General features: G+C 63.1%; 22 protein-coding genes and 2 pseudogenes. 11 read left to right on the top strand and 13 right to left on the bottom strand.

Translation table 11 applies throughout. The annotated features are described in order from the left end of the window. Positions 1-6 precede the first annotated feature (6 nt). A complete protein-coding gene (purB, locus tag EL22_RS10840) occupies positions 7-1,395 on the top strand; it encodes an adenylosuccinate lyase (RefSeq protein WP_050051513.1) in 1,389 nt (462 codons plus the stop codon). Between the two features lie 73 nt (positions 1,396-1,468). Here the strand turns inward: purB and EL22_RS19310 are convergent. From EL22_RS19310 to lysA, 4 genes and pseudogenes are all read right to left on the bottom strand, one after another. After that, positions 1,469-2,937, bottom strand: a pseudogene (locus tag EL22_RS19310) (MATE family efflux transporter). Positions 2,938-3,220: 283 nt separating this feature from the next. Then, positions 3,221-3,448, bottom strand: a complete 228-nt coding sequence (locus tag EL22_RS10830; protein ID WP_050051512.1) for a hypothetical protein — start codon at positions 3,446-3,448, stop codon at positions 3,221-3,223. 98 nt (positions 3,449-3,546) lie between these two features. Continuing rightward, entirely contained in the window at positions 3,547-4,659 is a 1,113-nt protein-coding gene (locus EL22_RS10825) for a M20 family metallopeptidase (protein ID WP_050051511.1), read from the bottom strand. Continuing rightward, positions 4,660-5,907 (bottom strand): diaminopimelate decarboxylase, encoded by a 1,248-nt coding sequence (gene lysA / locus EL22_RS10820; protein WP_050051510.1) that lies wholly within the window; start codon positions 5,905-5,907, stop codon positions 4,660-4,662. It lies immediately after the preceding gene. A gap of 281 nt (positions 5,908-6,188) precedes the next feature. Here lysA and EL22_RS10815 point away from each other — a divergent pair, with 281 nt between their 5' ends. Further along, positions 6,189-6,728, top strand: coding sequence for a hypothetical protein (locus EL22_RS10815; protein ID WP_156184107.1), 540 nt, complete (start codon positions 6,189-6,191; stop codon positions 6,726-6,728). Positions 6,729-6,882: 154 nt separating this feature from the next. Here the strand turns inward: EL22_RS10815 and EL22_RS10810 are convergent, their stop codons facing one another. From EL22_RS10810 to EL22_RS16085, 3 genes and pseudogenes are all read right to left on the bottom strand, one after another. Further along, positions 6,883-7,536: a hypothetical protein gene (locus tag EL22_RS10810; protein WP_006186940.1), complete on the bottom strand. Its 654-nt coding sequence runs from the start codon at positions 7,534-7,536 to the stop codon at positions 6,883-6,885. Positions 7,537-7,564: 28 nt separating this feature from the next. Then, positions 7,565-9,484: a cation-translocating P-type ATPase gene (locus tag EL22_RS10805; RefSeq protein ID WP_006186939.1), complete on the bottom strand. Its 1,920-nt coding sequence runs from the start codon at positions 9,482-9,484 to the stop codon at positions 7,565-7,567. A gap of 4 nt (positions 9,485-9,488) precedes the next feature. Further along, positions 9,489-9,703: pseudogene (locus tag EL22_RS16085) on the bottom strand (heavy-metal-associated domain-containing protein). A 201-nt stretch (positions 9,704-9,904) separates the two neighbouring features. Here EL22_RS16085 and EL22_RS10795 point away from each other — a divergent pair. Then, positions 9,905-10,429: a helix-turn-helix domain-containing protein gene (locus EL22_RS10795; RefSeq protein ID WP_004048660.1), complete on the top strand. Its 525-nt coding sequence runs from the start codon at positions 9,905-9,907 to the stop codon at positions 10,427-10,429. Between the two features lie 29 nt (positions 10,430-10,458). Here the strand turns inward: EL22_RS10795 and EL22_RS10790 are convergent, their stop codons facing one another. Continuing rightward, positions 10,459-11,925 carry an amidohydrolase family protein gene (locus EL22_RS10790; RefSeq protein ID WP_050051507.1) on the bottom strand — a complete coding sequence of 489 codons (1,467 nt, stop codon included), beginning with the start codon at positions 11,923-11,925 and terminating at the stop codon, positions 10,459-10,461. 328 nt (positions 11,926-12,253) lie between these two features. Between EL22_RS10790 and EL22_RS10785 the strand changes: the two genes are divergently transcribed. Together EL22_RS10785 and EL22_RS10780 are read left to right on the top strand one after the other, a co-directional pair. After that, positions 12,254-13,642 (top strand): permease, encoded by a 1,389-nt coding sequence (locus EL22_RS10785; protein ID WP_049986199.1) that lies wholly within the window; start codon positions 12,254-12,256, stop codon positions 13,640-13,642. A gap of 125 nt (positions 13,643-13,767) precedes the next feature. Further along, entirely contained in the window at positions 13,768-14,349 is a 582-nt protein-coding gene (locus EL22_RS10780; protein WP_004048657.1) for a MarR family transcriptional regulator, read from the top strand. A gap of 520 nt (positions 14,350-14,869) precedes the next feature. Here the strand turns inward: EL22_RS10780 and EL22_RS10775 are convergent. Beyond that, on the bottom strand, positions 14,870-16,051 hold the full coding sequence (locus EL22_RS10775; protein WP_050051506.1) for an inorganic phosphate transporter: 1,182 nt from the start codon (positions 16,049-16,051) through the stop codon (positions 14,870-14,872). Positions 16,052-16,211: 160 nt separating this feature from the next. Between EL22_RS10775 and hisA the strand changes: the two genes are divergently transcribed. Next, positions 16,212-16,943 (top strand): 1-(5-phosphoribosyl)-5-[(5-phosphoribosylamino)methylideneamino]imidazole-4-carboxamide isomerase, encoded by a 732-nt coding sequence (gene hisA, locus EL22_RS10770; protein WP_050051505.1) that lies wholly within the window; start codon positions 16,212-16,214, stop codon positions 16,941-16,943. A gap of 237 nt (positions 16,944-17,180) precedes the next feature. Here hisA and EL22_RS10765 read toward each other — a convergent pair whose 3' ends face one another. Then, positions 17,181-18,680, bottom strand: coding sequence for a TrkH family potassium uptake protein (locus EL22_RS10765; protein ID WP_050051504.1), 1,500 nt, complete (start codon positions 18,678-18,680; stop codon positions 17,181-17,183). 193 nt (positions 18,681-18,873) lie between these two features. Beyond that, a complete protein-coding gene (locus EL22_RS10760) occupies positions 18,874-19,140 on the bottom strand; it encodes a hypothetical protein (RefSeq protein WP_050051503.1) in 267 nt (88 codons plus the stop codon). Positions 19,141-19,405: 265 nt separating this feature from the next. Here EL22_RS10760 and hisB point away from each other — a divergent pair, with 265 nt between their 5' ends. Continuing rightward, positions 19,406-20,002 carry an imidazoleglycerol-phosphate dehydratase HisB gene (gene hisB / locus EL22_RS10755; RefSeq protein WP_050051502.1) on the top strand — a complete coding sequence of 199 codons (597 nt, stop codon included), beginning with the start codon at positions 19,406-19,408 and terminating at the stop codon, positions 20,000-20,002. A 145-nt stretch (positions 20,003-20,147) separates the two neighbouring features. Here the strand turns inward: hisB and EL22_RS10750 are convergent, their stop codons facing one another. Next, positions 20,148-20,963: a hypothetical protein gene (locus tag EL22_RS10750; RefSeq protein ID WP_050051501.1), complete on the bottom strand. Its 816-nt coding sequence runs from the start codon at positions 20,961-20,963 to the stop codon at positions 20,148-20,150. Between the two features lie 136 nt (positions 20,964-21,099). On the opposite strand from EL22_RS10750, the gene EL22_RS10745 reads away from it, so the two are divergent. The 4 genes from EL22_RS10745 (at position 21,100) to EL22_RS10730 (ending at position 24,836) form a co-directional block, all read left to right on the top strand. After that, a complete protein-coding gene (locus EL22_RS10745) occupies positions 21,100-21,603 on the top strand; it encodes an amino acid-binding protein (protein WP_050051500.1) in 504 nt (167 codons plus the stop codon). A 106-nt stretch (positions 21,604-21,709) separates the two neighbouring features. Then, positions 21,710-22,318 (top strand): YigZ family protein, encoded by a 609-nt coding sequence (locus EL22_RS10740; RefSeq protein WP_050051499.1) that lies wholly within the window; start codon positions 21,710-21,712, stop codon positions 22,316-22,318. Between the two features lie 85 nt (positions 22,319-22,403). Next, positions 22,404-24,497 carry a S9 family peptidase gene (locus tag EL22_RS10735; protein WP_050051498.1) on the top strand — a complete coding sequence of 698 codons (2,094 nt, stop codon included), beginning with the start codon at positions 22,404-22,406 and terminating at the stop codon, positions 24,495-24,497. Positions 24,498-24,635: 138 nt separating this feature from the next. Next, positions 24,636-24,836: a DUF2892 domain-containing protein gene (locus tag EL22_RS10730; protein ID WP_050051497.1), complete on the top strand. Its 201-nt coding sequence runs from the start codon at positions 24,636-24,638 to the stop codon at positions 24,834-24,836. A gap of 77 nt (positions 24,837-24,913) precedes the next feature. Here EL22_RS10730 and upp read toward each other — a convergent pair whose 3' ends face one another. Beyond that, the gene (upp, locus tag EL22_RS10725) at positions 24,914-25,591 is read right to left on the bottom strand and encodes a uracil phosphoribosyltransferase (RefSeq protein ID WP_050051496.1); all 678 of its coding nucleotides are present in this window, start codon (positions 25,589-25,591) and stop codon (positions 24,914-24,916) included. Between the last annotated feature and the right edge of the window lie 8 nt (positions 25,592-25,599).

Below are 25,599 nucleotides of genomic sequence, written 5' to 3'. Positions count from 1 at the left end.
TCGAGCATGACCGACACTCACGCGCTGTACGCCGTCTCGCCGCTCGACGGCCGGTACGGTGGTCGCACCGCGCCGCTGTCGCCCTACGCCAGCGAAGCTGCGCTCATGCGCGCCCGCGTCCGCGTCGAAGTAGAGTACCTGATCGCGCTCGCCGACTGCGAGGCGACGCCGCTCGAGCTAGACACCGACGAACGAACCCGGCTCTCGGGGCTCTACAACCACTTCGCCGAGGAGGACGCGAGGTTGATCAAGACCCTCGAGACCGAGGGCTACGAGGAGTTCGAAGCCACGAACCACGATGTAAAGGCCGTCGAGTACTACATCCGTCACAACCTGCCCGCGGATAGCGACGCTTCCGCGTGGATCCACTTCGGGCTCACCAGCGAGGACGTGAACAACCTCGCCCACCGGTTGCTCGTCCGGGACGCCGTCGAGGACGTGCTGCTGGGCGAACTGTACGAGCTACAGGAGACGCTCGCGGAGATGGCCCGCGAACATCGGGACCTGCCGATGCTCGCGCGAACCCACGGCCAGCCCGCGACCCCGACCACCTTCGGGAAGGAACTGGCCGTCTACGCGGCCCGTCTCGGTCGAACGACAGCTCGCGTTCGCGACGCGACCGACGAACTCCGGGGGAAACTCGGCGGTGCGAGCGGCACCTACGCCGCCCACATCGCGGCGTACCCGAACGTCGACTGGCAGGCATTCGCCGAGGCGTTCGTCACCGACCTCGGTCTCGAGTTCGAACCGCTCACGACGCAGGTCAACCCCTGCGACGACCTCGCGGCGCTGTTCGACGCCTTCCGCGGCATCAACGACGTGTTGCTCGACCTCGACCGGGATATGTGGCTCTACGTCTCCGATCGCTACCTCGGCCAGGAGGCCGTCGAAGGCGAAACCGGCTCCTCGACGATGCCCCACAAGGTCAACCCGATCGACTTCGAGAACAGCGAGGGCAACCTCTCGAAGGCCAACTCGGATCTCTCCTTCCTCGCCGAGTACGTGACGACCTCGAGACTCCAGCGCGACCTGTCGGACTCGACCGTCAAACGGAACATCGGTGCGGCGTTCGCACACTGTCTCATCGGTTACAAGAAGACCGCCGCGGGCCTCTCGAAGGTCGTCCCGAACGAGCAGGTCATGCGCGAGGAACTCGAGTCGACCCCCGAGATCATCGGCGAGGCGGTCCAGACAATTCTCAGACGCGAAGGACAGGCGGACGCCTACGAACGGGTCAAGGCCGTCACCCGCGGCAAGGACGTTTCGATCGCGGACTTCAGAGAACTGTTCGACGAGCTCGAAGTCGAGGAGGACGTTCGTGAAGAACTGCACGCGTTGACACCGGCGGGGTACACCGGCGTCGCAGACGATCTGGTCGACGACGTTCCCCAATAATCTCGACTCGAGACGAGTCGTCGGTCAACGGAGTCCGGCGGCGAGAAACGTTCCTCGAAACGTGGAGTCGAGATCAGTCTGTGGTCGGCGACGCGGGCGCGTCGATGACGCCGCTCGTCCAGGTCCCGCGGAAGAACCAGAGGCCGGCGACGACGACGCTCACGACGTTCGAGATGGCCATCGCGTACCAGACGCCGGTCTCGCCGAACCCACCCCACTGGATGAGCCCGTAGGCGACCGGGACCTGGATGATCCACAGCGAGAGGATCGAGAACGCCATGGCGATCCGGGTGCTTCCGCTGCCGCGGAACGCCCCCATCAGGATCTGAAATACCCCGAGGAACGCAAACGTCGGACCGACGATCGTGAGGAATTCGGCACCCATGTCGATCACCGTCGCCGACTCCTCACCGGTCAAGAAGGCGCCGATGATCTCCGGTGCGAACGCGTAGACGACGACGCTCATCGCCGCGAACGCCCCGCCGATGATCCCGGCGTTCAATAGGACGCCGTTGCGGGCGCGGTTTGACTGCTCCGCACCGAGATTCTGCCCGACGACGACCTCGGTCGCCTGCGCGATCCCGAGCGAGAGGAGGGTAAATACCGCGTACACACGACTGCCGACGCCGAAGGCCGCGACGGCGTCCGAACCGGCGATGGCTACCAGCGCCGTCAGGACCGTCAGGCCGAGTGCTCGAGTGCTCTGTTCGATCCCCGCGGGGATTCCGAGGCGGACGATCTTCCTCACGGTCTCGAGTTGCAGGCGGAACTGCTAGATAGAGGGTCGGATACCCAGTTGACCTGAGAACAGCAGCCAGACGCCGACGACAGCGCCGACTGCCCGGCTAAACACCGTCGCGATCGCCGCGCCTTCGACGCCGAGGCCGGCGAAGCCGGTCAGCGAGTATAGCGACGACTCGAGCGTTTCCAGCCCGAGCGCGCCGAACAGCGGATTGCTTTCGAACCCGAGGATGAGGAACGGATCGAGGACGACGTTGAGAACGACGCTGACGGTCATCAGGTAAAGCGGCGTTCGCGTATCGCCCCACCCGCGCAACAGCGCCTGAAACATGAAGAACGCGAAGACGGTGACCGTCCCGACGAACCAGGCTCGCGTGTAGTCGACGGCCATTCCGTGGACTGCGCTCCCGGCCTCGGCACCGACGAGCGTGAGCAACTGCGGTGCGAAAACGTAGCCGACGATCGAGGCGAGCAGCGAGACGAGAAGCACGAACGACATCGTCTGCCCGACGACGTGATCGACCCGCTCGTCGTTGTCCGCACCCTTGTGCTGGGAGATTAGGATGGTGCCAGCGACCGTAAAGCCCCCGCCGATACTGATGACCAGGAAGATGATCGGAAACGCAAAGGAGATCGCGGCGACGGCGTCGGAGCGACCCGGCCCACCCAGAACGTATCCGCGATGTTGTACGCGACCTGCAGTAGCTGTGTCAACACGAGCGGAATCGCGAGAAAGACGATCGGCTTCAACAGCTCTCCGTTAGTCACATCGACGGATCGATCTTCGCCGGCCGCGCTCATCTTCCACCCGACGATCGGCGACTATCCGCTGGCAGGGCTCTCGAGCGGGGGAACGCGTCGGTACGATCGGGGAGGGGAGTCCGTTCGAGCGGCCGATCCGACTCCCTCGGCCAGCCTCGATGTTTCAATTGCCACATAGTAACTGACTAGTCAGTCAGCCCGTAAAGGCATTTCGTGGGTGTGCGTCGCGGAACCAAGGAAACCGCGCTCACGGTCACAGGAAACAGCGAAAACGTGTTCATACGACTCAAGATCGAGCTATCGAAAACGGCCAGGGGTCTTCCTATTCGGTGAGCGGGAGGAAGATGCCGAACACGAACGGCGAGAAGAAGCCGACAAGGAGGCCGACGATCGAGAGGGCATACAACAGCGTATCCTCCCAGGCGGGGAGACCGCCGAAGTACGTCTGCCCGACGAACTCGCCGCCGACGCCAATAATGAGCAATCCAAGGCCGAGAAGGAACCCGGCTTTCGTCAGATGGGGATAATCGAGTTTTCCGTACCGTCCCATACGAGTCGAGTACTCGCGTGGGAGTAATAGAGTTACGGGCCGTTACAGAATGTGCTGCGAAGCCGTTCGATGACTTCTTCGAGCGGTCTCGCTGCCGATCAGCCGACGAGTTCCTCGAGCGTCTCGCGGACCGCTGCCGTCGCTCGCTCGATGTCGGATAGGCGAACGTACTCGCGTTCAGCGTGGGCGACGCCGCCGTCCTCGTCCTCGAGGACACCCGGTCCGAAAACGACGGTCGGCGCGTCGGCGGCGAAGAACCCGGCTTCGGTCGCCGCGCCGAACGGCCGGACGTCGCCGCCGCTCGCCGCTCGAAGACTCCGAACGAGCGCGTCGTCCTCGTCCGTGACGAACGCCTTCGGGAACGGCGTATCGGGCCGGATGAGATCGACGGAGGCCTCGAGCGTGTCCGGAACGCGGTCGTCGAGAAACGCCTCGAGATCCGTACGGAACGACTCGCTCGTCTCCGGCGGGACGCTCCGCCGGTCGAACGTGAGCCGGCACCGGTCCGGAACGCGGTTCGGTGCCTCGCCGGCCTCGAGCATCGTCGCCGTCAGTTTCGGCTCCCCGAGCGTGGCGTCCGCGCCCGGTCCGGCCTCGTCGTCGTAGCTTCGAAGCGCCTCGAGAACGGTCTCGAGGCCGAATACCGCGTTTCGGTCAGCGGGTACCTTCGCCGCGTGGCCGCTTTCGCCCTCGAGGGTAATCGTCCCTTCGCACTGGCCGCGGGCGGCGGTACACACGTCGAGGTCCGTCGGTTCGCCGACGATGAAGCCGTCGGCAGACGGGACCAGCGTCTCCTGAAGTCCCGCCCCGCCGGTCATCAGCGTCTCCTCGTCGGTAGTAATCGCGAGCGTGAGCGTCCCGTCGGTCGGTTCGACCCGGAGGAACGCGGCGAGCAGGGCGGCGAGCGGCCCCTTCGCGTCACAGGCCCCGCGCCCGCGGACGATATCGCCGTCTCGCTCGTAGGGAACGTGCGGAGCGACGGTGTCGATGTGGGTGTTCAAGACGATGTGCGGGCCGGAGGCGTCCGTTCCGTCGGTCGATCCCTGTCCGCCGGCGCCTCGGCTGGCGAGGACGTTCCCGTAGTCGTCCACCGTCGGCTCGAGCCCGGCGTCGCGAAGCGTCTCACGGAGCAGGTCCCGCATCTCCGAAACGTCCTCGTGGGAGGGCGTCCGGACCGCGTCGGCGTGGAACTGCGCGATATCGAAGCCCATCTACTGCCCCGATTCGCGCTCGACGCGCGTTACGTCCTCGAGCGTTTCGCGCCGGCGAACGACCCGATCCTTTCCGTCCTCGAGCGCCACTTCCGCTGGTCGGGGCTGGGAGTGGAACTGACTGGCGAGTTCGTAGCCGTACGATCCCGCGTTACCGATCGCGACGACGTCACCGCGCTCCGGCCGGGCGATCGGCCGATCGTGAGCGAAGACATCTGCGCTGGTACAGACCGGCCCGCCGACGGTGACCTCGTGGGGCTCGCGCTCGGGCGCGCTGACGTTGCGCATGGGATGATACGAGCCGAACATCGCGGGCCGAATGAGCGTCGCGAGGCTGGCGTCGATGCCGACCACGGTCGTGTCCGGCGCGTCCTTGATCGTGTTCACTTCCGAGAGGATTAGCCCCGCGTCGGCGACAACGTAGCGACCCGGCTCGAGCTTGAGTTGGGCGTCGAGGTCGCCAACCGCCTCGCGGACCATATTCGAGGTCTTCACGAGGTCCAGTGGCTCGTCGTCTTCACGGTAGGGAACGCCGTAGCCGCCGCCGACGTCGACGAACTCGAGGTCCTCGTCGCCGACCCGGCGGGCCATCTCGCCGATGCGAGAAATGGCGCGACAGTGGTCCTCGAGCCCGGCGGTCAGAACGCCGCTGCCGGCGTGGGCGTGGAGGCCGACGAGGTCGAACGCCTCGCGTACGCGGTCGGCGACCTCTGGGACGCGTTCGTAGGGGATGCCGAACTTCGCGTCCGCGCCGGTCGCGACCTTCTCGTGGTGGCCCGTTCCGATGCCGGGGTTGATCCGAATGGCGATGCGACCGTCGTAACCCCGATCTGCGAGGCGCTCGAGCGTGTCGACCGCGCCGATGGTGATCGTCAGCCCCGGATTATCCACGGCGAGGTCGGTCGCGTAGTCGAGGTCGTGGTCCGGTGGGTTGACGGCGGTGTACTGCAGTTCGTTCGGGTCCGCACCGGCGTCGATCGAGCGTTGCAGTTCGCCCCAGGCCGCACATTCGATCGTCCCGCCGACCTCGAGCACTGCCTCGAGGACCGCCTTTCCAGTGTGCGCTTTCGCCGCGTACATCACGTGGGCATCGGGAAACGCGGCCGAAAACCGGCCGTAGTTCTCCTTCACGCGATCGAGATCCATCACGTAAAGCGGCGTGTCGTACTCGGCGGCGAGCGACTCGAGTCGCTCGAGATTCCAGTCTACGAGCCGGCGAACGGCCGGCGAGTCCGCGAAATCACTCATTATCAACTGGAAGTGACCGGGAGGATTCAAGCGTTTGGGTTCGTCCGCTCGCCGAGAAGCGGGTGGACCACCTGAATCGATACCGTCTACTCCCTCAGGTTCGGTGTCGCAGGCAGATCCGATCCACTCCGTGTTGGTTCATCGTCAGCCCGCCTGTCTCCGCTTGCCAATAAGGTGAATGTGTCAGATACAAGAGTACAAGGATACAAGAATACAAGCGTACAGCCCATATCAATAATATTTCGGATACACTCTTGATGATCCGGCTCGTTGGTTCCCGTATGTCGATCGATATCGAGGATTTCGAAGAGCACACCTCCGCGGAACTCGAGGAGCCGAGCAACGCCGAGCGAGTGCTCCGATATCTCTACGAGAATGATACCAACAACCTTGTCGTGGATTTTATCGAAGTATCACTTCCGTTTATTGTCGGAGTTAGCCTCATCATTGGCGGAACTTGGCTGGCACGAACACATCCAACCGACCGTATCATTCAGCTGGCTATGTGGATTCTTGGTGGCGCACTCGTCGGCGTGGCCGTCACCGTCTGGGTACTATTCATCATCTCACTCGAACAAGTACCCGCCGGCGAGCCGACTGTTCTCGTTCTTAATGACGTCGGTCTCTTTATGGCTGCAGGAATCCTGCTCGGCTACTATGCGACCGGTTTCGAAGCACGTGAACACGAGCTCGAACTGTCCGAACAACGGTTTCGCGCCCTGACCGAGAACTCGTCGTTCGCCGTTATTACCTTGCTCCATATGGCAGTTGACGCGGGATGGGCGAGATTCTTGTTTGAGTATTTGGGTTGGCGGTTGTAGCTCGATACTTGGACAACTCTGAGGGGATGGTTTGCGTGGGGTACTCTCATATCGATGTCGGCGAGTTAGGTGATGGCGCTACCAAGGTACCCAAGGAGCCCAACAGTATATCGCGGTAACTCTCATTACGAGTGTGAGGGGTACACCGCCGCGTTCATACCCCTTCGACGGAGAATAGGGTGGCGTCTCTGAGAACAGCCTGCACGCGGCGGTGCCAAGCGTCAGCGAAGGCCTCCCGTTGCTGGTCGCTTGCCGATCCGTCGAGAATCCTCTGGAGGTTCCCGATTGCGGGTCCACCGCTAGGAACGTCGCTGACGTGGTAGGCCACTTCGACGGTCTCGTCCGTGTCGGTTCGCCGGAACCGGAACGTCGGGTCCGCCGTGTCCGGGTCGAACCCGTCGAAGCACAGGAGGTCGCGGCGGCCGCCATAGCCGCCGGCGAGCCCGCTGAATCCGTCATCGCCGGTCGCGCCAGTCACGTACGAGATGATACGGCTCATCACGCCGTACGCAGCATCCTCCTGCGGGCCGGCCGTCTGGACCTCGATTTCGCTCCGGACTGGATAGTCGTCGGGATACAGGGCGTCGAGCCCGAGCTGGACGATCCGGTAGGCGCCCGAGGCAGTCGGACAGGAGTGTCCTGCCTCTTTCACCGCGTCTCTATAAGCGATGACGAACGGCTCGCCCGGTTCGAGGACGTCGAGGGCCTCCGCGACGGGGTCGCGGATTTCGATCGGCTCGACGTCGTAGTCGACCTGCCAATTGGTTCTCGTCTGGGTCGTGTCAGTCGCAGTCGAATTCGATGTCATGAGTTGTGGTTGTGATCGTGTCTCGTGGTCAGTAGCGGAGCAGTCGCATCCCGTTGAGGATGACGAGGAGGACGCTGGCCTCGTGGACCAGCATTCCCGACGCGAGGGTGACGTAGCTGGTGAGCACGCCCGCGAGGAGGACGGTCACGGTCAGCACCGCGATCCCGACGTTCTCGAGGACGTTCCAGCGCGTCGCCTTGCTGAGTTTGACCGCGTACGGGATGCGTTCGAGGTCGTCGGCCATCAACGCCATGTCAGCCGTTTCGATAGCGGTGTCCGTTCCCGCAGCACCCATCGCGATGCCGACATCGGCAGTGGCCAGCGATGGCGCGTCGTTGATGCCGTCGCCGACCATCGCGACGACGTGGCCGTCGGCCTGGTAGCCCTCGATGACGGACTGCTTGTCCTCGGGGAGGAGTTCGGCACGGTACTCGTCGATACCGACCTCCTCGGCAACGGCAGCGGCCGTCCGATCGTTGTCGCCGGTGAGCATCACCGTCTCGATGCCAGCGTCTTGGAGCGCCGCGACGACCCCAGGAGCGGCCTCCCGGAGCTCGTCCCGCATCGCAATCGCGCCGATGATGTCCCCGTCCCGAACGACGTGGACGACTGTCTCGCCGCGCCCCTCACGCTCGCGGACGTAGTCGGCGACCCGATCGGGGACATCGACGTCGCGGTCGTCCAGCAGCGCGCGGTTGCCGACGACGACTTCCTGGCCATCGGCATGGGCGATGACGCCCTTGCCGGCGACCACGTCGAAGTCGTCGGGATCGGGGACCGACCTGCGCCCCACGTCCGTATCGTCCGCTTGGGCGACCGTCGCTCCACCGTCCGTCGCAGCCGTCTGGCGTTCGCGGGCCATGTCGACGATGGCGTCCGCGAGGTGGTGTTCGCTCTTCTTCTCGGCGGTCGCTGCGAGCGAGAGGACGTCGGCGGCGGCGACGCCGAACCCCTCGATGTCGGAGACGGTGGTCTCGCCCTTCGTGAGCGTCCCCGTCTTGTCGAAGGCGACGAGATCGATCTTGCCGGCGCGTTCGAGGTGTTCGCCGCCCTTCATCAGCACGCCCGACCGGGCGGCGTTACCGATGGCCGAGACGATGCTGACCGGTGGCCCGATGACCAGCGCGCCCGGACAGCCGATGACCAGCAGCGTCAGCGACAGGATCGCGTTCTGCGTGACCGCGTACGCGCCGATAGCCAGGGCAATGACGGCCGGCGTGTAGTACTTCGCGAACCGGTCGATGAGACTCTCCGTGGGCGACTGAGCCTCCTGGGCCTCCTCGACGCGACGGATGATCCGTTCGAGAGTCGTATCCGATCCCGCTCCCGTCGTCCGGATTTCTAGCGCGCCCTCCTGGTTGACCGTCCCGGCGTACACCTCGTCGCTGTCGGCCTTGTGGACGGGCGCGCTCTCGCCGGTGACCGGCGCCTGGTTGACTGCGCTCTCGCCGTCGACGACGGTTCCGTCGACCGGGATCTTCCCGCCCGGCTTTACGACGACGACTTCGCCCTCTTCGACATCGCGGGCGGAGACCTCTTGGAGTGTCCCGTCGCGACGGACGGTCGCCGTGTCGGGCGTCATCTCCAGTAGCTCCTGAAGTGCCGTCCGGGTCTTCCGCATCGTCCGGCCTTCGAGGTAGCTGCCAAGGCTGAACAGGAAGACGACGGCGGCGGCTTCCCAGTACTCCCCGATGACGATAGCACCGATGGCGGCCAGCGTCACCAGCGTCTTGATGCCGAGCGTCCGGTTGGTGACCTCGTGGTAAGCGGTCTTGGCGATGTCGTAGCCACCCACGACCGTCGCGAGGACGAGGATGGCGGCGCTTGCCATCTCGAAACTCGTGAGGTAGCCGAGACTCCAGCCACCGCCGTACAGCAGGCCGCTCGTCGCCGTGACGATGGCCTTCCGGTGGTTCCGGTAGTACTGCGTGATCGATTGTTTGTTCATAGTGTTAGGCGGGCTGGGGAGTGTACCCCTGGTTTTCGATGGTCTCTGCGAAGGCGTCGGGGTCAGTGACGCTGTCGTCGTACTCGATCTCGACGCGGCCGGTCGCGTAGTGGACTTCGACGTGCTGGACGCCGTCGACGTTCGACAGGGCGCGTTCGACGGTACTCGCGCAGGTCGGCAGTCGAAGTCGAGGACGCGGAATTGGGTTGTGTCGCTCATTACAGTTTGAGATAGTGCCCGTACCTCAATAAGTATTTTTTAGATGATATGTTTGAATTCGGATACGGGTCGTTGGAACAGTCAAACGGGTCGTCTAGGGCTTTCGCTATCGCGGGTCCATCCTGTACTGGATACCTCGACAGACACCTACCCGACTCCTGCCCCGCTACCTTTTCCCGCGTGCTCGCGCTCAGTTCTCGTATGAGTGATTCCGATACCGACCACCGTCTCGACGACATCGCGGTGCGAGACACTCGGATTTCGGACGCCATCGACGAGCCGATGCGGGCGATGGTCCTCGACATTCTGTCCGAGGAAGCCCTAACTGCGACCGAGGTCCACGAACGCCTCGACGATCGCGGCATCGACCGGACGGAGAACACGGTCCGCCATCACATCAACGAGCTCCGGGATGCGGGCCTCGTCGACGTCGTTCGCTTCGAGGAGGGGCGTGGTGGGACGACGAAGTACTACCACGCGAACACGATCGTCCTCTCGTACTCACTACCAGATTCGGCCGACGCCGCCGTCGAGGAGATGATCGACGCTGCCCAGCCCCAGATCACGGACGCGCTCACTACGCTCACCGACGAGTACGACGACGCTATTGAGGAGATCGTCGAGGATATGCAGCCCTGCGAGCACTGCCAGACCCAGAAGTACGAGACGTACGTTCTTCTGACCGTCCTGCGACGTGCGTTCGTTCGCGCCCACAGAAATTCCTGAGGGGGAACCACCCCTACGCTGGCAGGGTCTTAGAAGGAGAACCGATCACGCGCGGATTGCATCGCGAGGCGAGTCAGGAGTCGCGCAGGGCCACGCTTTGGGAGGTCCCGTACAGTCTCGATGCTGGTCGGCGGTTCACTACCACCAATGTCTAACTCCCAGCCTGTCTCGTCCATGAAGCGTTCGACAGCCTGATTTACTCGCTGTCGCACGTCGTCCGAGTCCATTGTCTCGGGCACACCATTCCGGAGGACGACGTCGCCGTCAACGATCACTGTCTCGACGTCGGCCGGCACCGCGTTGTTCACGACCTGTGCAGGAATATTGGTCCGTGGCGTGAACTTCGGTTTGTCGACGTCGAGGAGGATAATATCCGCGCGCTTTCCCGCTTCAATACTGCCGATCTCGTCGCCCATCCCCAGCGCGCGTGCGCCTTCAATAGTGAGCATTCGTATCAGTTCCATCGAGTCGAACTGCCCGGCTGAACGCTTGAGATTTGCCGCCAGCCGAGCTTGCCGCGCTTCACCGAACATGCTGTACGAGTCGTGCCAGTAGTGGTCGTCAATCCCTACTCCGACGTCGACGCCGGCGGCTCGAAGCTCGGGAACGGGCGTCCACTGCGTCTCCCCGTCCGGATTCCAGTAACAGAAGACGGACGGGCAGTGCGCAACAGCCGCGTCCGCCTCGGCGGTTCGCTGGATGTCCTCTTCGTCGGCGAGGCGGAAGTGAGCAGCGACCAGTCGGTCGTCCAGGAGTCCAACGTCGTCGAGCAATCCCACCGAGTCCTCGCCACCGTTCGCTCGTGCCATCGTGTTACTCTCCTCGAGTTCGAGCAAGTGCGTGTGGACGAGCAGGTCCGGGTACTCTGCGGCGAGGGACGCGGTCCGTTCCCACAGCTGCCTGGTACACGACCAGTCGTCGTGCGGGCAGATCGTCGCCCTGATTCGGCCCTCGTACGTGTCGTGGTACGTTTCGACGAACTCGCGAGCACGGGAGAACTGCTGATCGACTGGTTGGTCCCAGAAGAGGTCCGAGATCGCCGGGCCGAAAAATCCGCGGAGCCCTGCTTCCCCGAACGCCTCTGCACCTGCGGCAGGCCGTGCGTCCATCGAGTTCACGGTCGTGACACCGCCCAAGAGGAAATTGAGCGCTGCGAGCTCGACGCCTGCCTCGACGAGGTACTCGAATTCGCCGTTCCCTAATCTGTTAAACAAGGCCGTCCCACTCCCAAGCATCTCCGTCAGCTCGAGTTCGCTAAACGCACCGATGAGCGGTGTCATCTCCAAGTGCGTGTGGGCGTTCACCAACCCCGGCATCACCAGTTTCCCGTTCCCGTCGATAACGGTGGACGCTTCTAATTCTCCGTCTCCTGCACGTGATGGTCGGACTTCTTCGATACAGCCATCGGTGATGCATACTGTGCCGCGCTCGTACAGGCGGTTCCGCTCGTCGGCTGTGAGAACGAGTGCATCATGGATTGCCAGATCGACAGCCATCGTAAATTAGGAAGTGGATGTGACAGTTACCGTACTGGACAACCGAGCAGGCCGGCGAAGGCTGTTCTTCCAGGTGGTGTTCCCCTCATTTGGGATATCATCGGTCTCTACTGGTCCCATTAGCCTCTAATACGTCGGCGTGATTTAATCAGATTCCCCTTTTGAATCTGAAGTCGGATTCCGTGGAGCTTGTGGAGGTTTGCAATGTTTTCCCCTCTTCACGATAGATCATCTATGGCCGACGGTTACGATGCCATAGTACTGATACCCTCATAGGCAGTATATTCTAATCAAAACCGCAATAGATGATCCCTACAATGATACACCTATGCAGGCGACGATAATCGACGGAGTTCTTGAATCCCTTCGTATCGGTGTCGGATTTCTCTGGACGGCGGCGTGGGCGATCATCATGGGCCTCACGATTACGAGTCTGGTCCAGGTCTACGTCTCGAAGGAGCGGATGGCACAGGTGCTGGGTGAGGGCGATCTAACTGGACTTACCAAGGCGACTGTGTTCGGAGCAGCAAGCAGTGGCTGTAGTTTCGGCGCCGTCGCCATCGGGAAGGGCCTGTTCAAGAAGGGGGCGCACGCGGTGAACTTCCTCGCGTTCATGTTCGCGTCGACGAACCTCATCGTCGAACTAGGGCTGATGATTCTCATCCTGCTTGGCTGGGAGTTCCTCGTCGCGGAACTGCTCGGCGGCCTGATTCTCATCGCCGTCATGGCCGCCATCGTCCACCTTACGCTTCCCGAAAACCTGTTTAACGAAGTCCGCGAGAAGCTCAACGAGCGCGACCGCCAGGCGGGCGTCACGGAAGATCCCACCTGCGGGATGGAGGGGAAAGACGAGTACACGCTCACGACCGACGGCGGTGAGACGCTCAAATTCTGCTCGGAGGGCTGTATGGAGACCTATCGCCAGGAGACGTCGAGTAGCGGCGGGTGGCGTGACGAGTTGCTGTCGTGGGGTGGCTGGTACAAGGTCGGGAATCAGTACCGCAAGGAGTGGTCGATGATCTGGAAAGACATCGTCGCCGGCTTCCTTATTTCTGGGTTCGTCATCGTCTTCGTCCCGCAGTGGGTGTGGAACACGCTGTTCATTCAGGGCGACGGCCTGCTCGTGACTGCCGAGAACGCCGTCATGGGCGTCATCATCGCCGTCCTCAGTTTCGTCGGCAGTATGGGCAACGTCCCGTTCGCCGTCGCGCTGTGGGGCGGTGGCGTCAGCTTCGCCGGGATCATCGCGTTCGTCTACGCCGACCTCATCACCGTGCCCGTGCTGAACGTCTACCGGAAGTACTACGGCTGGAAGATCATGCTGTACATCCTTGGCGTCTTCTTCGTGACGATGGCGTTCACTGGCTTCCTCATGGAGTTGCTGTTCGACGCCCTCGGCATCGTACCAGATCTGGCCGGTGGCGAGACGGCGACCGAACAGACGTACTTCGAGCTCAACTACACGTTCTACCTCAATATTATCGCCTTCGCGCTCTCCGGGTTCCTCCTGTATGTCTACCGACGTGGAATCGGCGCACCAGGTCAGTATCGTGATCCGGTGTGTGGCATGCGGACCGACGATGAGGGGCCGAGTGCGTCCAATGATGGGATGACGTACTATTTTTGCTCGAAGACCTGTAAGCGGGCATTCGAGGAAGAGCCCACGGAATTTGCTGATCAAAGCCCGCAGATAACAAACCACGATCACGATCACTGATAGATGTACTGTGGTTCATCCGCTGTGAAGCACTTCATCATCGCACCTTCAATCCGCAATTGTCACACCTGTCGCGCCAAAATTGATTGTATGAGCAGTCAGATATCGAAACAAGGGGATGTCATATGAACCAACGTCCAGCGGATACCGTCGTTGGTGTGCTCCTTGGGTTCGTCCTCTTGGCTGGCGGACTACTCAGTTGGCGGGCCTATCAACAGCGTCGCGCTATCGAGCAGTCGATGGGGCCGATGATGGACTCGTCTATGGGGGCGATTCACGGTCCAGATCCTCTCTGGTACGTGGTTGGAACCCTTCTGGTCGCAGGCAGTATCGGTGGCATCTATTACGTGGTTCGAGGGAATCTCATCGATTCGACAACCGACTCAGCGGATCACATCGACCCCGATCAGGTATCGGAGGCAACGCCTACATCGATAGACGATGACGCCTCGCCGGCGACGCCTATCAATCCTGAATCGGATCCGCAAGCGCGCGTTCTCGATCTCTTACCGGATGATGAACGACGCGTCCTTGAACCCGTCCTGAACTCGCCTGGAATCACGCAGATCGAACTTCGGGATCGATCTGAGTTCTCAAAGAGTAAAGTGAGCCAGACCGTGAGTTCACTCGAGGAGCGCGGGCTGCTGTATCGGGAACGACAGGGTCGAACCTACCGCGTGTATCCGAGTGATGACCTGCAGAACTAACAGACGTAGAAATTCATACTAACACTACCCATCATGTCACAAGCAACACTCGAAACTGATCGCATTAGCCGGGTTCTCAAGTCAAGCACGTGGCTCAATCTCCTCCTCGCCGCACAGTTGATCGCCGGGTTGGTGTACGCATATTTCACAGGAGATATGGGGAGCCGGTGGACCCATTTCGTCCTTCCATTTATTTGGTTCACCGCCTCAGTCTGGGTGATCTGGCACACTCGACCTGTAACGAAACGTCGAGTGTATCGTATTGGTGCCGCACTTGTCGTTGCTCTATATCTCATCGTGATGTTTTATTTTTCAGGATTACTTGGACCGAGCACCTCTCATTTCGGGCAGCTCACTGGACCAAGCGGCTTCGGAATAACGTGGGGTCGATCTTTGGGATGGAGTCCGATTGTCTTTCACATAGGATTGACGATATATCGGGAAAGAACTCGTCAGTCGTTTCGTTTCCGTACGGTATCTCCGATAGAATGAAAAATATGGATAAAAACGCAGCAAACGCCTAGAATCCAAAGAGCGGAACGTAACGAAACGTGAGGAAGGCGCCGACAGTCGAGATGAGCGGGACGACGTTTTGCATGAGAATCACGCGCGCGGTCGTCGTCGGATCGAAGAGATCGGACGCTTTCGGGATGTCGCTAACCTGCTCCTCGCCGATTTCCGGGGACGGCTCGCCCTCCTCGTCGGCCGTGAGCGCACCGACCGAGACCGCCGTCTCCTCGCCTCGAGCGGCGTCCGAGAGTCGCGTCGTTCTGGTCGCGCGACCCCAGCCGAGTCCGACGATAGCCATGGTCGCGATGACGACGAAACTCGCGGGGATGCCGATCCAGGAGAGGCCAACGACGATCGTCGAACTTATCACGGCGACGACGACCGCCGCGGTGAGCGGCAGGTTCGTGATATCGTTTCCGAGCGTGTCGAGAGTTCGCCGAGCGATCGTAAACGCGCCGATCGCGACTGCGATAGAACCGATGATGAGCGCGGGATCTTCCGCGAGTTCGCCGCTACCCACGAGGGGTGCGACGGCGTTTGCGATATTGCTCGTTCCCGAACTGAACCCCATGAGACACCCAATAACCACGACGAGGATCGAACCAGTCCACTCGCGTCTCGAGACGCCGGCGACGGTCTCGAGACGGGGGACGTAGCCCGTGGTATCGATGCTGAGCAAGGGCGACCCCGTGGTGTTTTCTTCGATCGCCACCCACTCGTTGATTCGGGTGTAGAAGTACCGGCCCACCACACCCCCGATCCAGAAGCCGATGATGGGGGCGACGATCCACCAGATCGCGATCTCCCCGAGGACGGCCACGTTGAGTTCGCCCGTCGCGAACCCGAGCGCGGCGATCGCGCCGACCGCCGTCATCGAGGTGGAGGCGGGAACGCCGGCGTAGTTGCCGATAAAGAGCGCGCCGCCGATGAAAAAGAGCACGGCGACGTTCGCCTCGAGCGTGAAAATTTCGGTGCTCGTCACCAGTTCGTTCCCGAGCGTGTCGACGACTTGCCGCCCGATGGTAAACGCGCCGATCGCAAAGAAGACAGACATCAGCGCCGCAGCGATCCCCTTCGAGATGATGTTCGCGCCGACGGCGGGACCGAACGCCGGACCGGTCGTCGCACCGCCGATGTTGTATCCGACGAAGACTGCAACGAGGATTCCGACGAATAACAGTACTTCTGTCACGTCTACCACGTAGACCTGCGGAACCTAAAAGGACGCGTATTTTTATCCATCGCTGATCGGTCCGGATCGAGAAGCGAGTGGCGGATCGTTCGGCGACTCGGCTCTTCGATCCCCGACCCGGACCAACGGGATTATCCCGACAGCCACCGCGCGTTCGGGTATGAGTCAGTTTCCGACGTTCGAAGTGATCCCCGCGGTCGACGTACAGGACGGCGAGGTCGTCCAGCTCGTCCAGGGCGAACGGGGTACCGAAACACGCTACGGCGACCCCGTCGACGCCGCCCGCCGGTGGATCGACGCCGGCGCGGAGACGCTCCACCTCGTCGACCTCGACGGGGCCTTCGAAGGGGAACGAGCGAACGCGGACGCGATCGACGCCGTCGTCGACGCCGTCGACGTTCCGACGCAACTCGGTGGGGGCATTCGAACCGCAACCGACGCGATCGATCTGCTCGAGCGCGGCGTCGACCGGGTTATCCTCGGCACCGCCGCCGTCGAGAATCCGGAGATCGTCGCCGAGATCAGCGAGCGCCGGCCGAACTCGGTGGTCGTGAGCCTCGACGCGAAAGACGGCGAAGTCGTCATCGAGGGCTGGACGGAAGGGGCCGGGATGACGCCGGTCGAGGCCGCAGCGCGCTACGAGGACCTCGGAGCCGCCGGAATTCTCTTTACGAACGTCGACGTGGAGGGGCAACTCGAGGGCGTCGCGACCGACCCCGTTCGGGAACTCGTCGACGCCACTGATGTCCCGATCGTCGCCAGCGGCGGGGTCGCGACGCTCGAGGACGTGCGAGCGCTCGAAGAGGCCGGCGCAGCGGCCGTCGTCGTCGGCAGCGCGCTCTACGAGGGGAAGTTTTCGCTCGAGGAGGCACAGGCCGCCGTCGACGAGTAAGCGGGCTGTGGCCGAGAGCGGGCGTCGAGCAACTGCGAGACGCCCGCGATCCGGGGGAGGGCAGGCGGTTCACACTCTTTTGAGCCGCGAGGTCACGAAGTGACCAAGCGGGCCGACGACTGATGTGGAGACCCTGTGGGTCGGAACGGAAGGAGGAGTGCTTTTCATCGACGTTTTGCCGAGGGTGCGCCGACGGCGCACCCGCAGCGCAAAAGGTCGGTGTCAAAACTTCGTTTACTAGGACTTCCAGAACGCCGGGGTCAGCAACACGAGCACGGGGATAATCTCGATGCGGCCGATCCACATCATGACGATCATGACGGACTTCGAGAACGCGGAGAACCCTTCGTAGCTTCCCATCGGGCCGGCCATACCGAACGCGGGGCCGATATTGAGGAAGATGGAGGCCGCCGCCCCCAGCGCGTCGAACTCCGAGACACTGGTGGAGGAAACTCGAGCGGCGTCGACGACGATGACGATGGTCAGCAGGAAGAAGATGACGATGGCGAGCAACACGTACGAGAAGATGTCGGTGATCGTGTCCTCGTCGATAACGCTGTCGCCGAGTCTGACCGGGCGGACCGCCTGCGGGTGCACCGAGGTGAACAGGTTACGAAAGAGGGTCTTGAGGACGACGAGCCAGCGCAGGAGTTTGATCGAACAGGTCGTACTCCCCGCCATGCCGCCAAGGAACATACACAGAAAGAGGAGGTGCTTCGCGCCGGGCGACCAGAGGTCGAAGTCCACCGAGGCGTAGCCGGTCGTGGTGACCATCGACACGACGTTGAACACGCCGTGTCGGATCGTCGGCTCGAGGCCGCGCTCGAAGGACGCGTCGAGCGACAGGACGGCGACGACGAGAAGGCTAAACGTTGTCAAGACACCGAGGTAGAAGCGGAACTCCTCGTTTCGCAGCGGCTGGGCGTAGTTCCCCTGAACGACGTAGTAGAGCAACACGAAGTTCGTCGCGCCGAGGATCATGAAAGGGACGATCGCCCACTGAACGATCGGCGAGAACGCGGCGATACTCCGGGGTTCGGGGGAAAAGCCGGCCGTCGAGACGCTCGTGAGCGCGTGCGCGACGGCGTTGAAAAGCGTCATGTTGTCCCCCAGACCGAGCAGGTTGAGCGCGTAGAAGGTTACGGCCGCGAGGACGGTGAGGCCGACGTACAGCCCCCAGATGAGCCGCGCCGTGTCGTCGATGTGCGGGCGCAGCTTCCGGACGTTTTGCGTCTGCGTTTCGGTTTCCATCAACTGCGCACCGCCGACCATCAGGTTCGAGAGCAGGCCGATGGCGACGACCAGGATCCCCAATCCGCCGAGCCACTGGAGAAGCTGTCGCCAGAGCATGATCGCCCGCGAGTGGATCTCGAAGTTCTCGATCACGGTCGCGCCCGTGGTCGTGAGCCCGCTCGTACTCTCGAAGAGGGCGTTGACTGGGTGTGCAAGCGTTCCGACGCCCGCGACGAAAAACGGGATCGAGCCGACGGCGGCGACACAGAACCACGTCAACGCGACCATCAGGAACGCCTCGCGTTGACCGAGCTCCTGGTCCGTGGTGAGTCGCTCGAGCGCCAGGCCGACGAGGACAGTGACGACGATAGCCGCCACGAACGGCGTCGGATCCGAGCCGTCGAACACTGCCAGCGCGAGCGGGGCTGCGAGCGGAACGGCGAGCCACTTCAGTACCGTCCCGGAGAGACTGCAACTCGAGCGCCAGTCGACACGAACCCTCATGGAATCAGACCTGCGTCGGGGAGGAAATAATCGGTTCGGTCGGCGAATCTGGGACAAGATCGATTACACTGCACCAAACGGATACTCGGAGCGGCGGTAACGTCGGGTTGAAAGCGCCGAGACGACGGTAGAGAGCTGAGATGCCGGTTGGAGAGCTGAGACGGCGATGAAGGGCAGTTCCGTTCGGCCGGGATCAGGGCGATTCGTTGTAGCCGTGACCGAAATAGAGCGCGAGAACGTTGATCGCCAAGAGCGTAAGGAACGTCATCGTCACCGTCGGGTCGTTCAGTCCTCGGGCAAGCAGCGGGACGTGGACGAACGGCAATGCGATCGCGATCCAGAACGAGAGGAACTGTGCGGGTTGTTTGATCGTCCGGAGCAGGCGGCGGTCGGTGTCGGCGTCTCTCTCGGGGGACGACTGGGCGATCGATTCGTTGGGGAGCGGGGAAGAGTTGGACATTGGGGTGTTCACCTCGGCTATTCCTGACTATCATCGGCGACAACATATAAGAGGGAGAAGGTTGGCCTAATTTCGGTCCGTTTTACGCGTGTAGGCGATACCAACTGATGTTTCGTTACACCCTGAGAGATCTTTAGACATTTTACCGAGCGTTCTAAGAGAGTTTCGTCGTTCTATCAAGGATCGGATCGACGGCTCGGAGAGCGTCGCTCGAGTCGGCGCTGCGAGCGCAATCGCCTTGTACCGGCGGCCCCCTCGTTTTCCCATGAGCGAGCGAACGGCGACCGTCACCCGCGAGACGGGCGAGACGACGATCGAGTGCACACTCGCGGTCGACGGAACCGGCACGGCCGACGTCGAAACCGGAATCGGATTCTTCGATCACATGCTGGCGGCGCTTGCCAAACACGGCCTGTTCGACCTCGCGGTCGAGTGCGACGGCGACCTCGAGATCGACGACCACCACACGGTCGAGGACGTTGCGATCGTCCTCGGAACGGCGCTGTCGGACGCGCTTGGTGATCGGACGGGCATCGTTCGGTACGCCGATCGCCGGGTCCCGCTGGACGAAGCCGTCGCCTCGGCAGTCGTCGACGTGAGCGGTCGCCCGCGGTTTTACTTCGACGGAGCCTTCTCGCAGGACCAGATCGGCGAGTTCACCAGCGACATGGCCCGACACTTCGGAGAGTCGCTCGCGATGAACGCCGGTCTGACGCTTCACCTATCGGTCGAGACTGGCGAGAACGCCCACCACGAGGTCGAGGCGCTGTTTAAGGCGCTCGCTCGAGCGCTCGACGACGCGACACGGTTCGACGAGCGTCGGGAGGGTGCGCCGAGCACCAAGGGAACGCTCTCGGAGTGAGCAAGGCGACGAAGCGACAGCAGATCGACTATTCGGCGGGCACGAACTGGACTAATTGCTTGCGGAATGCCTTTCGAACGGCGGCTAGTGATCGACTACGAGCAGGAAACAGGGGCGTCTACCGGCGGATGGCTGGCGGGAACGCTCACCGGCGGACGAGTTGACCGCCGTCTTCTGCAAACTCACCGTCCTCGAGCGCGTACTCGACGATCTCCTCGACGGTGTGAGGATCGAGGTCGTACGCTCCCGCGGCGAGCGTTTCGACGTCGCTGCGTGCCATGGGGAACTCACGGTTCCGAAGGAGCCGAATAACTTTCCCGTACCCCCGCGGGGGGCTGGTACTCGAATCAGCGGCGGTCGCGGAGCCACCATCATCGACGCCGTCGGCATCTCGGTCCGCATCGGTACTCGAGTCAGCGTCGTGTTCGTCCGAGGGGTTCTCAGTCGAAGCCTCCGCGGACGAATCCTCGTCGGCGGTGCGCTCGAGCGTAATTCCGCGGTCGGTCGCAGCGGTGGGTTCCGAGGAATCCGGTCGGTCTGGATCAGCGTCCGTGTTGGACGCGTCCGAACCAGCATCCGTATCGGCCTCGTTCTCGTCTGGACCAGTTTTGGCCGCGTTCACGTCGATCACGGCCGGTCGACTGGATTCCGTCGAATCGGACGGTGCGTCCTCGTCGGCCGTCTCGAGTTCGCTCGCATCGCCAGTCGTGGAATCGTCGGCGGAATCGAGCCGGTTCGAATCGGCCGGCCCGTCGGTATCGCCAGCAGTCGTCTCGTCGGCCGACTCGACGCCAGCGCGGGCCAACAGCGGCTCGAGGAGTTCCTCCAGCCGCGCGGAACACGCCTGACAGAGGACGACGCGACGCTGTTCGTCCTCGGTCGGCTCGAGTTCGGGCGGCAGGAGTTCGAACGTCCCGGCGGCGTCGGCACCGCAGAAATCACAGTGACTGAGTGCGCGCATGGGGAGGGGTTTCGGCTACGCCCTCAAAAACGTCCGTCAGACGTAGAATCGACGAGGCGAACTCGAGACGAGAGCGGGTGTCCGCGGCGAGCGACCACCGGACATTATATCCCAGCCCGCATACACTCGCGGACGAATGTTCGACGAGATCATGGAGAAGTTCGAGGGATCACCGAGCCAGCAGGCAGTTATCCGCCTGCTGCTCGAGCGCGGGTTCTCCGTCAACGACGAGGGTCGGGTCGTCTCCGGCGGGATCGAGATCCCGAACACGGGAATCGCCCGCGAGATCGACGTCGACCGGCGGGTCGTCGACTCGACGACCGACGCGATCCTCGAGGATCCGGAACTGCGTCGTATCTTCCAGAACATCTCGCAGGTCCCGAGTCTGATGGACCTCGCGCCCGTGCTCGATCTGACCGTCCTCACGATCGAAGTCGACGACGCCGACGAGAAAGGTATCGTCGCGACGATCACGGGCTTGCTCGCGGATCACGACATCTCGATCCGACAGACGATCAGCGAGGATCCCGAGTTCACCGACGACCCGCGCCTGTATCTGGTCACCGACGAGGAGCTCCCGGGCGACCTCTTTACTGACCTCCGCGAGATCACGTTCGTCCGCAAGATCGAACTCCAGTAACGAGACCATGAGCGAGCGATCCCAACCGCGGGCCGACACCGACCGCCTCCACCGATAACTGAGACCTGCCACATCCACAAGTGACCGACGCCTACTGCATCCACCAGTGACCGACACCTACCGCACCGTCGCCGAGCCCGCCACCGCCGAGTTCGTCGTCCAGGGATCGGAGTTCCTCGGCCACGTCCGACCCGTCGAGTCCGTCGGCGCGGCAGAAGCGTTCGTCGAGGCGGTCGAACGTGAGTACGCCGACGCGACCCACAACGTGCCCGCCTATCGGGTTCGAGCGGGCACTTCGGGGAACTTTCTGCGGGAGTACTCGAGCGACGACGGCGAGCCCTCGGGGTCGGCGGGAAAGCCGGCGCTGAACGTCCTCGAACAGGAGGACGTAGAGAACTGCGCGGTCGTCGTGACGCGGTACTATGGCGGGACGAACCTCGGCGTCGGCGGCCTCGTCCGGGCTTACTCGCGGGCGGTCAAAGACGCCCTCGAGGTAGCGGGCGTCGTCGAAGAACGGCCCCACGAGCGAATCGAGATCGCCGTCGAGTACGACGACTCGGGGACCGTCAGGGGGATTATAGAGAGCGAGGGCTACGAGTTCGACGCGACCTACGAGGCCGCGGTCACGTTCGATGTTCGCGTGCCCGTCGCCGAGCGCGAGGCGTTCGAGGATCGGCTTCGGAGCGCGACGAGCGGTCGGGCGGACCTCGAGTGACCAGCCGGTTGGGAGTGCCTCGTCTTTGGTGTCCGTCGTATTTCGAATCGAAACTGCTAATTCGTGCGCGGCGGTGCCATGGGCCATGAAGACGGTTGACGCCGACGATTACGACGACCTCGTACAGGTCGAGAGCCCCCACATATCGCCCGACAGCGAGCGCGTCGCCTACGTCGAGAAGCGACCGACGGACGAAGAGCGCTACGAAGCGACTATCCACGTCGCCTCGTTCGGCGGGGCAGACTCGAGGCGGTTCACCATCGCCGAAGGCGTCGACAGCGAGCCGCGGTGGAGTCCCGACGGCGAGTTCCTCGCGTTCGTCAGCACGCGCGGTGCCGACGATGACCGCCCACAGCTGTGGGTCCTTCCCGTGGACGGCGGCGAGGCGAGACAGGTGACGAGCGTCGGCGGCGGCGTGTCCGGCCTCGAGTGGAGTCCCGATGGGACGAAGATCCTGTTCACGCAGGCCGTGACGGCCCTCGACTGCGAGGAGGGACGCGATCTGGCGGCCGAGCCCGGCTTCGAACCGGACGCGCCTGACCCCCGCGTGATCGACCGGATGATCTATCGCGCCGGCACGGAGTACCTCGACGGGAAACGGGCGCACGTCTACGTCCTCGACGTGGAGCGGGCGCTCGAGACCGAGGACGATCGGGCATCCGCGATCGAGCGACTCACGGGCGGTAACGCGGACCACGTCGGGCCGACGTGGGGCGACAGCGAGACGGTCTACTACGCGCGAAAAGCGGTCGAGGACGATCGCTCGCCGGACGACTCGGTGACGTTCGACCTGCTCGAACACGACCTCGAGTCGGGCGCGATCGAGGCGTTCGCAGAGACGACGGGGTGGGTCGACTCGCTGTGGGCGACAGCGGACGGGCGGGTCGCCTATCCCTACGCCTCGGAGGATCGGCTGACGCTGGCCCAGAGCCAGATTCGGGTCTACGATCGGGAGACGGGAGCGGAGACGACGCCGACGGAACCGCTCGATCGGGATCTCGCACACGACGGGCACGTCGAGTGGGGCCCGGACGGCGAATTGCTGTACTTCACCGCACCCGACGAGGGCTCGGTCGTCTGTTACTCGGTGCCCGGCGACGCGAGCGAGCCGCCGACGCCGGTCTACGGCGAGGGCGTCACCGTGGAGGACTTCTCGGTCGGCCTGGACGCGATCGCCTTCGTCCAGAGCGAGTGGGACCACCCCGGCGACGTCTTCGCGACGACTCGAGGCGGCAACGAGGCGACGCGACTGACGCGGGTCAACGACGCGTACCTCACCGACCGCGCGGTTTCCCAGCCCGAGGAGGTGTGGATCGACGGCGACGAGGGGCCGATCCAGGGGTGGGTGCTCACGCCGCCGACGTTCGACGAGGACGAGACGTACCCGCTCGTCGTCGAAATACACGGCGGACCGCACCTCCAGTGGACCGCTGCGGGGACGATGTGGTACGAGTTCCAGGCGCTCGCCGCAGCGGGCTACGTCGTCTTCTGGTGTAATCCGCGAGGCTCGACCGGGTACGGCGAGGAGCACATGACGGCGATCGAACGGGACTGGGGCGACGTGACGCTTTCAGACGTGCTCGCCGGCGTCGAGACAGTCTGTGAGCGCGAGTACGTCGACGAGAGCGAAGCGTACGTGACCGGCGGTAGCTTCGGCGGGTTCATGACCGCCTGGGCGGTCACCCGGACGGACCGCTTTCGGGCGGCGGTCTCCCAGCGGGGCGTCTACGATCTGACCGGCTTCTACGGCTCGACGGACGCGTTCAAGCTGATCGAGGGCGACTTCGGCACGACGCCGTGGGACGACCCCGACCTCCTCTGGAAACACTCGCCCGTCGCCCGCGTCGCGGATGTCGAGACGCCGACGCTCGTGGTACACGCCGATCGCGACTATCGGACGCCCGCGAACACGGCGGAGCTGTTTTACCTCGGACTGAAAAAACACGGCGTCGACACCCGCCTCGTGCGGTATCCGCGGGAAGGACACGAACTCTCTCGTAGCGGGGAGCCGGCACACGTCGTCGACCGTATCGAGCGCATCGTCCGCTGGTTCGACGGCTACTCGAGCCACCGCGAGACCCCGCCGGCGCTCGAGCGCGGCCGCGACGAGGGACTGAGCGCCGGGAAGCAAGGCGGGGCCGAAGACGGCACTAGCGAGAGCGAAGCGCCGACCACGTAGGTACGCTTCGACTGCAACTTCGGATGGAACGACCGCGTGCAGGGACGGGGGCTCGAGACGAAACGGGAGGGTCGATCGGAGTCGGACGAAAGGGCCCTCGAGGTGACTACTAAGAACCGGCGGATCGTACGGTTGTCTATGGATCGAAACGTCGGCGGCGCGGATCGACTCGTTCGCCTCGCGGGCGGGCTCGCCCTGCTTTACTACGGCTATCGGCATCGAGAGCGAACGATCGGCTCGCTCGCGTTTATCGCCGGGAGCGACATCTTCGCGACGGCGATCATCGGGCGGTGTCCGGTAAACGCCTTACTTGGGATCGATACCTGCGGTGAAGCGTGATATCCAGACCGCAACTGGCCCACGCGGCGCTCGAGAGCAGCGGCGACAGTAGCCGGCCTCCGAAAGCGAGGCGAAGATCAGGTCGTTCGGAACGCGCGGTCGCCCGCGTCGCCCAGTCCGGGAACGATGAAGCCGTCGTCGTCGAGTCGGTCGTCGATCGAGACGGTGAGCAGGTCGACCTGATCGAACTCCTCGTCGACGCGAAGCAATCCGTCCGGCGCGGAAACCGCGGAGAGAACGATGAGGTGCTCGGGATCGACTGAGTTCTCGACGACGTGATCTAACACGGCACACATTGTACTTCCCGTCGCGAGCATCGGGTCGGCGACGATGACGGTGTCTTCCTCGTGGATCTCGGGAAGTTTCACGTAGTCGATGGTGATCGGGAACGAGCCGTCTTCTCCCCTGCCCGCCTCCTCGTCTCGGCTCGCGCTGATGACGCCCTGTCTCGCGCGCGGGAACGCTTTCAACAGCCCTTCGACGAACGGTGTGGCCGCGCGCAGGACGTTGATGATGACGACGTTGTCGAGGCCTTTGACGCGCTCGCCCATCGTCGGCTCGAGGGGCGTTTCGATCTCGGCGTACTCGGTCTCCATGCGGCCGTCGATGATCTCGTAGCCGCAGATGCGGCCCAGTTTGACCAGGCCCTTTCGGAACCCGACCTGTTCGGTCTCGACGTCTCGAAGCCGTGAGAGCGTGTCTTTCGCCAGTGCGTGGGTGACGACGTAGGCGTTATCTCGCTTGTCGATTGGCATAGTAGTAC

This window comes from Halostagnicola sp. A56, assembly GCF_000691505.1.
In the GTDB taxonomy this organism is placed as follows: Archaea; Halobacteriota; Halobacteria; order Halobacteriales; family Natrialbaceae; genus Halostagnicola.
This window is presented reverse-complemented; position numbering and strand designations above follow the sequence as displayed.